The following is a 13057-nucleotide window of genomic DNA, read 5'->3' as shown; positions in this document are numbered from 1 at the left end:
GCGGTCGCGGCCCGGTGCGACGAGCGCAGGTGATCCCTGCGGCACCCGAGGCCCCCGCCCCTTCCCCGGCTGTCCGACCGCCTTCCAGGGATCCGCATCCACAGGAGACGTGACTGTCATGGCCGAAACCACCGCCCGCAGGATCCGCCGTGCCGCCCGTACGACCGACAGCGCCGAGCGCAAGGCCGACCGGATGAACGCCGCCGCCGCGCTCCAGCGTGCCCTCGACCGCCGCGACAACGGTGGCGTCACCGGTCACTGAGCCGTACGTTCTCCCGTCACCGACCGTACGTACGTTCAGCCGTCATCGGCCCGTCGTCCAGGGCGGACCACCGTGAAGTGGTCGATCCGCGCGCCGCTCTGCGCCAGCGCCGTCACCCGCAGCCGGGGGCGGCGCCCCGGCTCCGCCTCGACGGCGAGGAACGAATAGCCCGTGTAGCGCACCCGCGACCACTCCACCCGCTCGGGGCTCTTCGCCCGGCCCTTGGCCCAGAAGTAGCTCGGCACGCTGTCCAGGTCCTTCACATGGCCCTCGTAGCTGTCGGTCGCCGGGAAGTCGTACAGCGACTTCCCGGCGCCGCCGGCGGTGACGTACACGATGCCGTCGCGCGTGGGGTCCACGCTCTCGCCGATGGGCACCTCCTTGCCGACCCGGGTGCCCCGCATGGCGTCGGTGCGCTCGTAGACGTGGTTGTGGCCGTTGATGACGAGGTCCACCCGGTGCTTCTCGAACAGCGGCAGCCAGGCCGCCCGCACCCCGCCGTCCGAGGCGTGGCCGCGCGTGGTGGAGAACGCGCAGTGGTGGAAGAAGACCACCACGAAGTCGACCTCCGGCCGCCCGCGCAGCTCCCGCAGCCGCCGGTCCAGCCAGGCCGTCTGCCGCCCGCGGCTGTAACCGGTGTTGGCGCCGATCTCGTACGAGACGTCATTGGCGTCCAGCGCCACGACGGCCACATTGCCGTAGACGAAGGAGTACGCGCCCGGCGAGCGGCGCGGGTCGAAGCCGTTTCCGGGCAGCGCCCAGCGGGCGCTCTGGCCGCCGTAGCCGTTGGGGGAGTACCAGGCCTCCATGTCGTGGTTGCCCGTGGTCACCATCCACGGCACCCGCGCGGCCACCGACTCGGTCTGGGCCAGGAACTGGTCCCACACCCGGGCGTCGTAGACGTCCGTCGCCTTGCCCGCGCCGCTGTCGTCGGCGTAGCACAGGTCGCCCGCGTGCAGATGGAACGCCGGGTCCTGACCCAGGATCAGCTGGTCGTTGGCCAGGGCGTGGTAGCTCACGCCCTGGTCGCCGAAGGCGGTGAAGACGAACGGCTCGGGCCGCTCGGGCGCCGTGGCGAAGGTGCCGATCGTGGCGAGCCGGCGGGCATCGGCCGGGTCGAAGCCCTCGTGCCCGACGCCGTAGTAGTAGGTGGTGCCGGGGCGCAGGTTGTCCAGTGCCGCGTGCAGATAGACCTGGTCGACGGCCGGGAGCCTCTTCGTCAGGGCCGGGGTGTGCAGGGCGCGCTCCTCGGCGTGGATCCGCTCGCTCAGCTCCCACGGCTTGAGGCCCACCCGCACGAACGGGCGCCGGACCGCGAACGGCACCTGCCAGGAGACGCGCATCTGTGTGCGCGGGTCCGCGCCCAGGGCCAGGTGCCGGCCGAACGGCGCCACGAGCGAGCCGTCGACCCTCGCCGTGGCGGGCGAGGTCACCAGGTCGGGCGTGCCGGGCCCCTTCGTCCGCCCCCGGGCGTACGCGGCCGTACCGCCGCCCAATGTCCCGGTGCCCGCGACGGCGCCCGCCGCGGCCGCGCCCGCGCGCAGGGTGCCGCGCCGGCTCGCGCGCCGGGTAAGGAGCGCGCGCAGGTACTCGTGCTGTTCGGCCATCGTCATCCGGCTCGCCAGCCGGTCGGGGATTCCCACCCGCGGAGTGTCCATGCCGGGAAGGTGCCAGCACAGCGCGGCGGGGACACATACTTCGCCCGAACGGGGGCTGTCCGGACCCCACACGTCCGCAATATGGACGGTGCGTGTCATCCATCGGGACGAGGAGTACGGTCCGGGTTATGTCTCGCAGCATTCGCCTCGCAGTGATCCCCGGTGACGGTATCGGCCCCGAGGTCGTGGCCCAAGGCCTCAAGGTCCTGACGGCCGCGCTCCCTTCGGACGTCAAGCTGGAGACCCGGGAGTACGACCTCGGTGCCCGCCGCTGGCACGCCACCGGTGAAACCCTCACCGGCATCGAGCTGGACTCCCTCAAGCAGCACGATGCGATCCTGCTGGGCGCGATCGGGGATCCGTCCGTGCCGTCCGGGGTGCTCGAGCGGGGCCTGCTGCTCAAGCTGCGGTTCGCCTTCGACCACTACGTCAACCTGCGCCCCTCCAAGCTCTTCCCGAACACGGCCACCCCGCTCGCCGGGCGCCCGGACATCGACTTCGTCGTCGTCCGCGAGGGCACCGAGGGCCCCTACACCGGCAACGGCGGCTCGCTGCGCACCGGCACCCCCGCCGAGATCGCCACCGAGGTCAGCGTCAACACCGCCTACGGCGTCGAGCGCGTGGTCCGCGACGCCTACGAACGCGCCCAGGCCCGCCCCCGCAAGAAGCTCACCCTGGTCCACAAGAACAACGTCCTCGTGCACGCCGGTCACCTGTGGAAGAACACCTTCGACCGGGTCGGCCAGGAATACCCCGAGGTCACCACGGACTACCTGCACGTCGACGCCGCGACGATCTTCTTCGTCACCGACCCCGGCCGCTTCGACGTGATCGTCACCGACAACCTCTTCGGCGACATCCTCACCGACCTCGCCGCCGCCGTCACCGGCGGCATCGGACTGGCCGCCTCCGGCAACATCAACCCCGACGGCACGTTCCCCTCGATGTTCGAGCCCGTCCACGGCTCCGCACCCGACATCGCCGGCACCGGAAAAGCCGACCCCACCGCCACGATCCTCTCCGTCGCGCTCCTGCTGCGCCACCTCGGGCACGAGGACGAGGCGGCCCGCGTCGAGACGGCCGTCGCCGAGGACGTCACCGCCCGGGATGGCTCGTTCCGCACCACGGAACAGATCGGGGACGCGCTCGTGGCACGCGTACTCGCCGCCTCCGTAACGAACTGACCGGCCGCCGGACCACCGCGCGGCCGGATGTCACCATCGATTCCTGGCCGCGCACACGTTTTCCGGCAGGCCCTTCACGAGCGATAATCGAACGTGGGGCCGCGATATGAGGCGAAGCTCGGACGTCCTCGTACAGACCTGGACGGAATGAGCGCGGTCCGCCACACACCAAGGTGAAGGACACGCATTCATGACGACGCCCACGATCGAGCTCAAGCCCTCCTCGCACCCGCTGCCCGCCGCGGAGCGGGAGAAGATCCTGGCCGGCCCCGGCTTCGGCCGCCACTTCACCGATCACATGGTGACCATCAAGTGGACCGAGGGCCGCGGCTGGCACGACGCCGAGCTCGTCCCGTACGCGCCGCTGTCGATCGACCCGGCGAACATGACGCTCCACTACGCCCAGGAGATCTTCGAGGGTCTCAAGGCCTACCGCCGCCCCGACGGCTCGGTCGCCACCTTCCGGCCCGAGGCCAACGCCCGGCGCTTCCAGTCGTCGGCGCGCCGGCTGGCGATGCCGGAGCTGCCGGTCGAGCTGTTCATCGAGGCGTGCGACGTGCTCGTCCGCCAGGACGAGGCCTGGGTTCCCCCGCACGGCGGCGAGGAGTCCCTCTACCTGCGCCCGTTCATGATCGCCACCGAGGTCGGTCTCGGCGTGCGCCCGGCGAACGAGTACCTCTTCATCGTGATCGCCTCCCCGGCGGGCGCGTACTTCTCCGGCGGCGTCAAGCCCGTCTCCGTCTGGCTCTCCGAGAACTACGTGCGCGCCGTCCCCGGCGGCATGGGCTACGCCAAGACCGGCGGCAACTACGCGGCCTCCCTGCTCGCCCAGGCCGAGGCGGCCGACAAGGGCTGCGACCAGGTCGTCTGGCTGGACGCCCTCGAGCACAAGTGGGTCGAGGAAATGGGCGGCATGAACCTGTACTTCGTGTACGGGGCCGAGAACGGCGGGAAGCCCAGGATCGTCACCCCCGAGCTCACCGGCTCGCTGCTGGCCGGTGTTACCCGTGACTCGCTGCTCAAGCTCGCCAAGGACCTCGGCTACGAGTCCGAGGAGGGCCGCATCTCCACCGAGCAGTGGAAGCGCGACACCGAGAACGGCACCCTCACCGAGGTCTTCGCCTGCGGCACCGCCGCGGTGATCACCCCGGTCGGCTCGGTGAAGTCCGCGGGCGCCGAGTGGACGCAGGCCGACGGGCAGCCCGGCGCGGTGACCCTCGAGCTGCGCAAGGCGCTGCTGGACATCCAGACCGGTGCCGCCGAGGACGCGCACGGCTGGATGCACCCGCTGGGCTAGTCCGCGCCGCATGACGTGGACTTGCGTGCGCCCGTGCGCCCGCCGTGGAAGCGCTTCACCGGTGAACGGTGAACGCAACGCACGCAAGTCCACGTGATCGTTGCTGCCCGGACCCTTGTCCGAAACCCGCGGCTTCCGCCACCGTGATCGGCCATGGGACAGCAACAGGCACACGAGCCGCACGAGCCGAGCGATCCGCACGAGCGGGCAGGGCACTGGAAGAAGATCTGGGTCGGCTCGGCCGGCAACATGGTCGAGTGGTTCGACTGGTTCGTCTACGCCAGCTTCGCCACGTACTTCGCGGGCGCCTTCTTCCCCTCGGGGGACGACACCGCGAAGCTCATGAACACCGCCGGCCTCTTCGCCGTCGGCTTCTTCATGCGGCCCCTCGGCGGCTGGCTGCTGGGCCGTGTGGGTGACCGGCGCGGCCGCAAGGCGGCGCTCACCCTGACCGTCACCCTGATGTCCGCCTCGGCGGTGCTGATCGCCGTGGCCCCGACCTACGAGGTCGCGGGTTACGGCGGCGCGGCCGTCCTGCTCGTCGCGCGGCTGCTGCAGGGCCTGTCGGTGGGCGGCGAGTACGCGGCCAGCGCCACCTACCTCACCGAGGCCTCCGCGCCGGGGCGCCGCGGCTTCGCCTCGAGCTTCCAGTACGTGTCGATGACCGCGGGCCAGATCCTCGGCCTCGGCCTCCAGATCATCCTGCAGCGCACGCTCACCAGCGGCGAACTGCACAGCTGGGGCTGGCGCATCCCCTTCATCGTGGGCGCGCTGGGCGCGGCCGTCGTCTTCTATCTGCGGCGCAACATGCTCGAGACGGAGGCGTACGAGGAGAGCGACGCCGGTGCGGCGGAGCGGGGGACGATCCGGGCGCTGCTGCGGCACAAGCGCGAGGCGCTCCTGGTGATCGCGCTGACCATGGGCGGCACGGTCGCGTACTACACGTACACCACCTACCTGACCAAGTACCTCTCCAACAGCGCGGGCCTGCCCAAGCAGACGGCGACGCTCGTCAGCTTCTGCGCGCTGATCGTCTTCGCCTGCCTGCAGCCGCTGGCGGGGGCGCTCTCGGACCGGATCGGCCGCCGGCCGCTGCTGATCACCTTCGCCGTGGGATCGACCTTCCTGACCGTGCCGATCATGACGCTGCTGCGGCAGGCGGGATCGTTCTGGCCGGCCCTGGGGCTGTCGCTGCTGGCGCTGGTCGTCATCACCGGCTACACCTCGATCAACGCGTGCGTGAAGGCGGAGCTGTTCCCGACGGGCGTACGGTCGCTGGGCGTGGCCCTGCCGTACGCGATCGCCAACGCCCTGTTCGGCGGGACGGCTGAGTACGTGGCCCTGTGGTTCAAGAAGGGCGGCCTGGAGTCCGGCTTCTACTGGTACGTGGCGGGATGCGCGGCGGTCTCGCTGATCGTCTACCTCACGATGCGCGAGACGCGTGACATCGACCTCAAGCGGGTGGGCGGCGCTCCCGAGGGCCGTCCCGCGACGGACACGGTGCCCGCATCCTGAGACTCGTCCGCACCATGGACCGGACCTGTGCCAGGATGCCGCCATGCTCCCGTTCGCCATGATTATTGGCAGCAGGCGCGCCGGTCCGCAGTGACCGCCTCGTACCACCCCGTGCGAAGCGGACACCGTCGTCCCAGACCCGCGCGCAGACCTCTCGCACCCGCGAGAGGTTTTTGCGTTTTCGGCCCACGACGCCGAGGACGCGGAGCGAGGGATCATAGGGGGACGGTGGAACCGGTCATTCCGGTAGACCGACATCCTCACAGGAGTCAGAGCAGCAATGACGGACGCAACCGACGGCCCCCGCCCCGGCCCCCACTCCGGCCTCGACGACGGTTTCCACGTCTTCGACACCACCCTGCGCGACGGCGCGCAGCGCGAGGGCATCAACCTCACCGTCGCGGACAAGCTGACCATCGCCCGCCACCTGGACGACTTCGGCGTCGGCTTCATCGAGGGCGGCTGGCCGGGCGCCAACCCCCGCGACACCGAGTTCTTCCAGCGGGCCCGCGAGGAGATCGACTTCCGGCACGCCCAGCTCGTCGCCTTCGGCGCCACCCGCAAGGCGGGCGTACGCGCCGAGGACGACCGGCAGGTGGCCGCCCTCCTCGAGTCCGGGGCGCCCGTGGTCACGATCGTGGCCAAGTCCCACGACCGGCACGTCGAGCTGGCCCTGCGCACCACGCTCGAGGAGAACCTGGCGATGGTGCGCGACACCGTCGCCCACCTGCGCGCACGGGGCCGCCGCGTCTTCGTCGACTGCGAGCACTTCTTCGACGGCTACCGCGCCAACCCCGGCTACGCCACCGAGGTCGTGCGCACCGCCCACGAGGCCGGCGCCGATGTCGTCGTCCTGTGCGACACCAACGGCGGCATGCTCCCCGCCCAGGTCGAGGCCGTCGTACGCACCGTGCTCGCCGACACCGGCGCCCGCCTGGGCATCCACGCCCAGGACGACACCGGCTGCGCCGTCGCCAACACCCTGGCCGCAGTGGACGCCGGCGCCACCCACGTGCAGTGCACCGCCAACGGCTACGGCGAGCGCGTCGGCAACTCCAACCTCTTCCCCGTGGTGGCCGCACTCGAGATCAAGTACGACCGCCGGGTGCTGCCCCCGGGCAAGCTGGCCGAGATGACCCGCATCTCGCATGCCATCGCCGAGGTCGTCAACCTCACGCCCGCCACCCATCAGCCGTACGTGGGGCTCTCGGCCTTCGCCCACAAGGCCGGCCTGCACGCCTCCGCGATCAAGGTCGACCCGGACCTCTACCAGCACATCGACCCCGAGCGGGTCGGCAACACCATGCGGATGCTCGTCTCCGACATGGCCGGCCGGGCCTCCGTCGAACTCAAGGGCAAGGAGCTCGGCATCGACCTCGGCGGGGACCGCGAGCTGATCGGCCGCGTCGTCGAGCGGGTCAAGGAACGCGAGCTGGCGGGCTACACCTACGAGGCCGCCGACGCCTCCTTCGAGCTGCTCCTCCGCGAGGAGGTCGAGGGCAGGGCCCGCCGCTACTACCGCGTGGAGTCCTGGCGCGCGATCGTCGAGGACCGGCCCGACGGCACGCACGCCAACGAGGCGACGGTGAAGCTGTGGGCGAAGGGCGAGCGCATCGTCGCCACCGCGGAGGGCAACGGTCCGGTCAACGCCCTCGACCGGGCGCTGCGCGTGGCGCTCGAACGGATCTACCCCCAGCTGGCCGCGCTGAAGCTGACGGACTACAAGGTCCGCATCCTCGAGGGCAGCCTGGGCACCGGGTCGATCACCCGGGTGCTGGTCTCCACGAGCGACGAGCGCGGCGAGTGGTCGACGGTGGGCGTCGCGGAGAACGTCATCGCGGCGTCGTGGCAGGCACTGGACGACGCCTACGCCTACGGGCTGCGACGGGCGGGGGTCGAACCGCAGGAGTGATGGGGGCCGGAACACGGCCGGTGTCTCAGAGCCGGTTCCCCAGCCCCGCGCCGAGCAGGTCGTAGGCGCGGTCGGCATCGGCGTGGGCCTCGGGCAGGGCGTCGGCGGCGGTCCGGCCCGAGGCCAGCTTCCGCCAGTTCTCGCGGGCGAGACGGTGGTGGACCGTGATGATCTGCGCGGCCGCGAGCCGTGCCGTCAGTGCGTCGCCACCGGCCGGCTCCAGGGCCCCGGCCAGCATCTCCTCGTCCCGGTCGGCGTAGCGCACGAGGCGGGCCAGCAGGCTGGGCGTGGTGTAGAGCATGTCGTTGAACGCCCTGACGGTGGCGTTGTCGGTGAGGCCGGTGACGGGGTCGTGGGCGTCGAGGCGCTCGTGGAAGTGCGCGCGGAGCGCGTCCAGCGGCGACTGGCCGGCCGGCCTGCCGCTGACGACGCGCGCGGCCTCGCCCTGGTGGTCCGCGATGCGGTGCAGGGCCAGGTCCTCCTTGGCCGGGAAGTAGCGGAACAGCGTCGGCTTGGACACCTCTACGGCGGCCGCGACGTCGGCGACCGACACCTGGTCGAAGCCGCGCTTGAGGAACAGCTCGATGGCGGTGTCGGACAGCGCCTGGCGCGTGCGCTGCTTCTTGCGTTCCCGCAGTCCTGGTTCGTCCTCGCTCACGGGGCCACTTTAGATCACTCGGGAGGGTGGCGTTACTCGGAATCATTTGTTACTCGGTTGCATTTTCGGGGTGGCGGGTCTTTCATGGACACATGACTTCGACCGACGTGACTCCGACCGACGTGACTTCGACCGATGCGACTTCGACCGACGTGCTGATCGTGGGCGCGGGGCCCACCGGACTCACCCTCGCCTGCACGCTCGCCCGGACCGGGGCGGCCGTGCGGATCATCGACAAGTCCCCGCGGTTCCACCGGGCTTCCCGGGGCAAGGGGCTCAACCAGCGCAGCCGCGAGCTCTTCCACGACCTGGGGGTGGGGGAGCGGGCCGCGGACTCGGGCATCGAGCACATCACCCTGCGCAAGTACCGCGACGGGGTGGCGATCGCGGACACCGTCACCTTCGCCGACCGGGCCCCCACGCCGGACTCCCCCTACGCCAGCGGGCTGCTCATCCCTCAGTGGCGCACCGAACAGATCCTGCGCGACCGCCTCGCCGAGTACGGGGTCGAGGTCGAACTCGGCTGCGAGCTCACGGGGTTCACCCAGGACGCGGACGGCGTCGTCGCCACGCTCGCAGACGGGCGGCGCGTATCGGCCGGCTACCTCGTGGGGTGCGACGGCGGGCACAGCCCGGTGCGCAAGGCGCTGGGCGTGGCCTTCGAGGGGCGGACCGACGCGGAGGAGTGCATGGTGATCGGCGACGTCCGCGCCGACGGACTCGACCCCGCCTACTGGCACCAGTGGTTCGACGAGGACGCAGCGCTCATGCTGTGCCCCTTCAGGGACGATGCGCACTGGCAGTTGCAGGCCGCGCCCGAGCGCGACGCCGACGGACGGCCCGTGCCGCCGTCGCTCGAGAGCTTCCAGCGGCTGTTCGACCGGTGCGCCCGCATACCGGGGATACAGCTGTCCGACCCCACCTGGTTCTCCACCTACCGCATCAACGTCCGCATGGCGGACCGCTTCCGGGTCGGCCGGGTCTTCCTCGCCGGCGACGCGGCGCACGTCCACTCGATAGCCGGCGGGCTGGGCATGAACACCGGCATCCAGGACGCCTTCAACCTGGGCTGGAAACTGGCGCTCGTGGTCCGCGGCCTCGCCGGGCCCGGCCTGCTGGACACCTACGAGCAGGAACGGCTGCCGGTCGCGGCGTGGACGCTGAAGCTCACGAACGAGCGGCTGCGCGCGGTCGTCGAGGGCGTACGGGAGCCGGGTGTCGGCACGGAGGCGGTCATGACGGACGACATCACCACGCTCGGGGTCGGCTACGCCTGGGGCGACCTGGCGTGGGGCGGCCCGAAGGCGGGCGAACGAGCACCCGACGCACCCTGCCGCAATGCCGCCACCGGCGAGACCACCCGACTCTTCGACGTCTTCGCAGGCCCGCACTTCACCCTGCTCGGCCTGGGCACCGACAGCGCGCGCGTCCTGGCGGAGGCGGGGGAGCAGCACGCGGACCTGCTGCGCACGTTCCACGTCGACGACCACGAGGGCCACGTCAGGCACGCATACGGGCTCAAGGACGACGCGCTCGTTCTCATACGCCCCGACAACCACATCGCGCTGAGCACGAGCGCGAGCGAGGCCGGGGGCGGGGACGATGGCGCGGTGGGCGGCGCAGAGGTGATGGCCCGTCTGCGGAGCCTCGGGCGCTGACGCGGGACGGGGGTAGGGGGCGGGGGAGGGGGGAAGCCCCCGCCTCCGGAAGAGAATCGGCCGGATCTCCCCGTCAGGGGTCATTGCCACCCCGTCAGCCCCGTGCCACCGTGTGCGCCGTGTCGTTGTCCACCCCCGCCTGGACCCGTCGTGGCTTTCTCGCCGCCTCCGTCATGAGCACGTTCGGCCTGAGCGTGCCCGCCGCCCGTGCGGGCGGCGGGGCGGGCGATGACGTGGACGGGGAGTTCGCGCTCCTGCGGCAGCGCTGGCGCGGCCTCGTGCTCGGGGCCGGGTTCGACCACACCGCCGAGCCGTATGCCGCCGCCCTGCGCCGTACCGGCGAACTGGCCCGCGCGCACCGCGCCGGCATGCGGCCCGCCCCCGCCTCCCTGTGGCCCGACGCCCCCTTCGATCCGCCCGCCGGCATCACCCGGAGCTACGCCCGCCTGTTCACCATGGCCCAGGCCCACGCCCAGCCCGGCACCGGCCTCACCGGCGACGCCGGTCTCGCCGCCGACGTCCTCGCCGGGCTCGACCACCTCCACGAGCGCGTCTACCACCCCGGCACCACCCGCTACGGCAACTGGTGGGAGTGGCAGATCGGCAGCCCCCGGCTCCTCCTCGACATCCTCACCCTCCTGTACGACGCCGCCGGCGAGGCCCGGCTGGCCCGCTGTCTCGCCGCCGTCGACCACTTCGTCCCCGACTCCGCGCTCGGTGCCTACACCGGCACCAGCACGGGCGCCAACCGCGTCGACCTGTGCCGGGTCGTCGCCCTGCGCGGCGTCCTCGGCGCGGCCCCCGCCAAGGCCGCCCTCGCCCGTGACGCCCTCTCGCCCGTCCTCCCTCACGTCATCGCCGGTGACGGCCTGCACGCCGACGGCTCCTTCCTCCAGCACACGACCGTCGCCTACACCGGCACCTACGGCTGTGTGCTGCTCGACGGCCTCGCCCGGCTCTTCGCCCTGCTGCGCGGCTCCAGCTGGGATGTCACCGACCCGCGCCGGCAGATCATCCACGACAGCGTCGAACGGGCCTTCGCGCCGCTGATCCACAACGGCCTGGTGATGGACAGCGTCTCCGGGCGCGCCATCAGCCGGGGCGTGCAGACCGCCGACGCGCCGGGGCAGCCGCCGCAGGGCGACCACCAGCGCGGCCACGCGCTGATCGCCGCCATCGCCCTGCTCGCCGCGGGCGCGAGCCCGGCGGAGCGGGAGCGCTGGCACGCCGTCATCAAGGGCTGGATCGCCCGGGACACCACCAGCCCGGTCCGCACCGACCCCCGCCTCGGCGTCGCCGACCTCGCCCGCCTCGCCGCCGTCGACGCCGACCCCGTACCGGCCGCGCCCGAACCCGTGGGCCACCGGATGTTCGCCGCCATGGACCGGGCCGTGCACCGGCGCCCCGGCTGGGCCGCGAACATCGCGATGGCCTCCGACCGGATCACCCACTACGAGAACGGCAACGGCGAGAACCCGCGCGGCTGGCACACCGGCGCCGGAATGCTCTACTGGTGGGGCGCCCGCCACGGCGGCGACCAGTACGGCGACGGCTTCTGGCCCACCGTCGACCCCTACCGGCTCCCCGGCACCACGGTCTCGTCCGTCCCCCTCGCCGACAACGAGGGCGGCGGCTGGGGCGCCCCGAGACCGGCCGTGCGCTGGGTGGGCGGGACGACCGACGGTGAGTACGCGGCGATCGGGCAGCACCTGAAGGGCCTCGGCTCCACGCTCGAGGCCCACAAGTCGTGGTTCTGCGCGGCGGACGCGATCGTCTGCCTCGGCGCCGGGATCACCGCACGGGACGGCGCCGAGACCGAGACGATCGTCGACAACCGCAATCTGGGCGCCCACGGCACGGCCGCCCTCACCGTCGACGGCGAGCCGCAGCCGGCCGGCGAGGGCTGGTCCCGGTACTGGGAGAGCGCCCACTGGGCCCACCTGGCCGGGCACGGCGGCTACGTCTTCCCCGGCGGCGCCGAGCTCGAGGCCCTGCGGGAGACCCGCACCGGATCCTGGCGGGACATCAACGCCGGCGGCTCGCCCGCCCCCGTCACCCGCCGCTACCTCACCCTGTGGCACCCCCACGGCCCGGACCCCGACGACGCGTCGTACGCCTACCTGCTGATGCCCGGCGCCACCCCGCGCGCCCTGGCCGCCCGCGCCGCCGACCCCGGCTGGCTCACCGTCCTCGCCAATACCCGCGACCGCCAGGCCGTCCGCATCCCCTCGCTCGGCCTGACCGCCGCCAACTTCTGGCGCCCCGGCACGGCCGGCCGCCTCACCGTCACCGCCCCCGCCTCCGTGCTCCTGCGCCACCACGGCCGCTCGGCCACCCTCCACCTCGCCGAGCCCCCACGCACCGGTGTCCCCTTCGAGGTCACTTGGGACCGCCCTGTGGCGCGCGTCACAGCGCACGACGCCTCGGTGCGGGTGCTGGCCACCACCCCCGCCCTGCGCCTGAGCGTCTCGCCGGGCACGGCCTGCGCGACGCACCGCTGCAGCGTGGAGCCGGTGCGACGATCCGCCGGTGCCGGCCCGTCCCGCCCCCGTCCCCCGGATGGAGGTACCTGGTCAAGCCATATATATGACCGCTTGGACCGTCCGTATTTGTGGGGTGCCAACAGCGTGGGACCACCGCTCGAACGCTGAGAACTGATAAGGGTGCAGTGCACTTCTGTCCCGCCTGCCCACGAAATCGCGCACTACGTTGTACGGAACCGACATGATGTTCCGTGGCCCCCGCCGCGTACCGTCTATCCATGAGCAATCTCGAAGGTGCGCCCGTAGAGGCGAGTGACGTCCGTGGGCGCGTCGCCGAGCTGCATGCCATTCGCGAGCAGGTTCGGCGTGGTCCGAGTGAGCGGGCTACCCAGGCCCAGAAGGCCAAGGGAAAGCTGACCGCTCGTGAGCG

General features: G+C 72.0%; 9 protein-coding genes. 7 read left to right on the top strand and 2 right to left on the bottom strand.

Annotated elements, in window-relative coordinates; all coding sequences use genetic code 11:
• Nucleotides 1-118: 118 nt before the first annotated feature.
• Nucleotides 119-262, top strand: coding sequence for a hypothetical protein (locus ACIG36_RS27745; protein WP_399933414.1), 144 nt, complete (start codon nucleotides 119-121; stop codon nucleotides 260-262).
• Between the two features lie 35 nt (nucleotides 263-297).
• Here ACIG36_RS27745 and ACIG36_RS27740 read toward each other — a convergent pair whose 3' ends face one another.
• Nucleotides 298-1920 carry a purple acid phosphatase family protein gene (locus ACIG36_RS27740; RefSeq protein ID WP_399933411.1) on the bottom strand — a complete coding sequence of 541 codons (1623 nt, stop codon included), beginning with the start codon at nucleotides 1918-1920 and terminating at the stop codon, nucleotides 298-300.
• Nucleotides 1921-2048: 128 nt separating this feature from the next.
• Here ACIG36_RS27740 and ACIG36_RS27735 point away from each other — a divergent pair, with 128 nt between their 5' ends.
• The 4 genes from ACIG36_RS27735 (at nucleotide 2049) to cimA (ending at nucleotide 7828) form a co-directional block, all read left to right on the top strand.
• Complete coding sequence (locus tag ACIG36_RS27735) at nucleotides 2049-3104, top strand: 3-isopropylmalate dehydrogenase (RefSeq protein ID WP_399933408.1); 1056 nt, start codon at nucleotides 2049-2051, stop codon at nucleotides 3102-3104.
• 190 nt (nucleotides 3105-3294) lie between these two features.
• Nucleotides 3295-4401 carry a branched-chain amino acid aminotransferase gene (locus tag ACIG36_RS27730; protein ID WP_399933406.1) on the top strand — a complete coding sequence of 369 codons (1107 nt, stop codon included), beginning with the start codon at nucleotides 3295-3297 and terminating at the stop codon, nucleotides 4399-4401.
• A gap of 249 nt (nucleotides 4402-4650) precedes the next feature.
• Nucleotides 4651-5916 (top strand): MFS transporter, encoded by a 1266-nt coding sequence (locus ACIG36_RS27725; RefSeq protein WP_399933944.1) that lies wholly within the window; start codon nucleotides 4651-4653, stop codon nucleotides 5914-5916.
• 280 nt (nucleotides 5917-6196) lie between these two features.
• The gene (cimA, locus tag ACIG36_RS27720) at nucleotides 6197-7828 is read left to right on the top strand and encodes a citramalate synthase (protein ID WP_399933403.1); all 1632 of its coding nucleotides are present in this window, start codon (nucleotides 6197-6199) and stop codon (nucleotides 7826-7828) included.
• A 25-nt stretch (nucleotides 7829-7853) separates the two neighbouring features.
• Here the strand turns inward: cimA and ACIG36_RS27715 are convergent, their stop codons facing one another.
• Nucleotides 7854-8486, bottom strand: coding sequence for a TetR/AcrR family transcriptional regulator (locus tag ACIG36_RS27715; protein WP_399933400.1), 633 nt, complete (start codon nucleotides 8484-8486; stop codon nucleotides 7854-7856).
• 92 nt (nucleotides 8487-8578) lie between these two features.
• Here ACIG36_RS27715 and ACIG36_RS27710 point away from each other — a divergent pair, with 92 nt between their 5' ends.
• The gene (locus ACIG36_RS27710; protein WP_399933397.1) at nucleotides 8579-10144 is read left to right on the top strand and encodes an FAD-dependent monooxygenase; all 1566 of its coding nucleotides are present in this window, start codon (nucleotides 8579-8581) and stop codon (nucleotides 10142-10144) included.
• Between the two features lie 173 nt (nucleotides 10145-10317).
• Nucleotides 10318-12795: a polysaccharide lyase 8 family protein gene (locus ACIG36_RS27705; RefSeq protein WP_399933942.1), complete on the top strand. Its 2478-nt coding sequence runs from the start codon at nucleotides 10318-10320 to the stop codon at nucleotides 12793-12795.
• The last annotated feature ends 262 nt before the right edge of the window (nucleotides 12796-13057 follow it).

Origin of the sequence: Streptomyces sp. NPDC053048, assembly GCF_044547045.1 — a bacterium.
Classification (GTDB): Bacteria; Actinomycetota; Actinomycetes; order Streptomycetales; family Streptomycetaceae; genus Streptomyces.
This window is presented reverse-complemented; position numbering and strand designations above follow the sequence as displayed.

Coding starts and splice junctions, on each gene's coding strand:
- ACIG36_RS27730 (WP_399933406.1), top strand. CDS start 3,295: ATGACGACGCCCACGATCGAGCTCAAGCCCTCCTCGCACCCGCTGCCC.
- ACIG36_RS27705 (WP_399933942.1), top strand. CDS start 10,318: ATGAGCACGTTCGGCCTGAGCGTGCCCGCCGCCCGTGCGGGCGGCGGG.
- cimA (WP_399933403.1), top strand. CDS start 6,197: ATGACGGACGCAACCGACGGCCCCCGCCCCGGCCCCCACTCCGGCCTC.
- ACIG36_RS27710 (WP_399933397.1), top strand. CDS start 8,579: ATGACTTCGACCGACGTGACTCCGACCGACGTGACTTCGACCGATGCG.
- ACIG36_RS27740 (WP_399933411.1), bottom strand. CDS start 1,920: ATGGACACTCCGCGGGTGGGAATCCCCGACCGGCTGGCGAGCCGGATG.
- ACIG36_RS27745 (WP_399933414.1), top strand. CDS start 119: ATGGCCGAAACCACCGCCCGCAGGATCCGCCGTGCCGCCCGTACGACC.
- ACIG36_RS27735 (WP_399933408.1), top strand. CDS start 2,049: ATGTCTCGCAGCATTCGCCTCGCAGTGATCCCCGGTGACGGTATCGGC.
- ACIG36_RS27725 (WP_399933944.1), top strand. CDS start 4,651: ATGGTCGAGTGGTTCGACTGGTTCGTCTACGCCAGCTTCGCCACGTAC.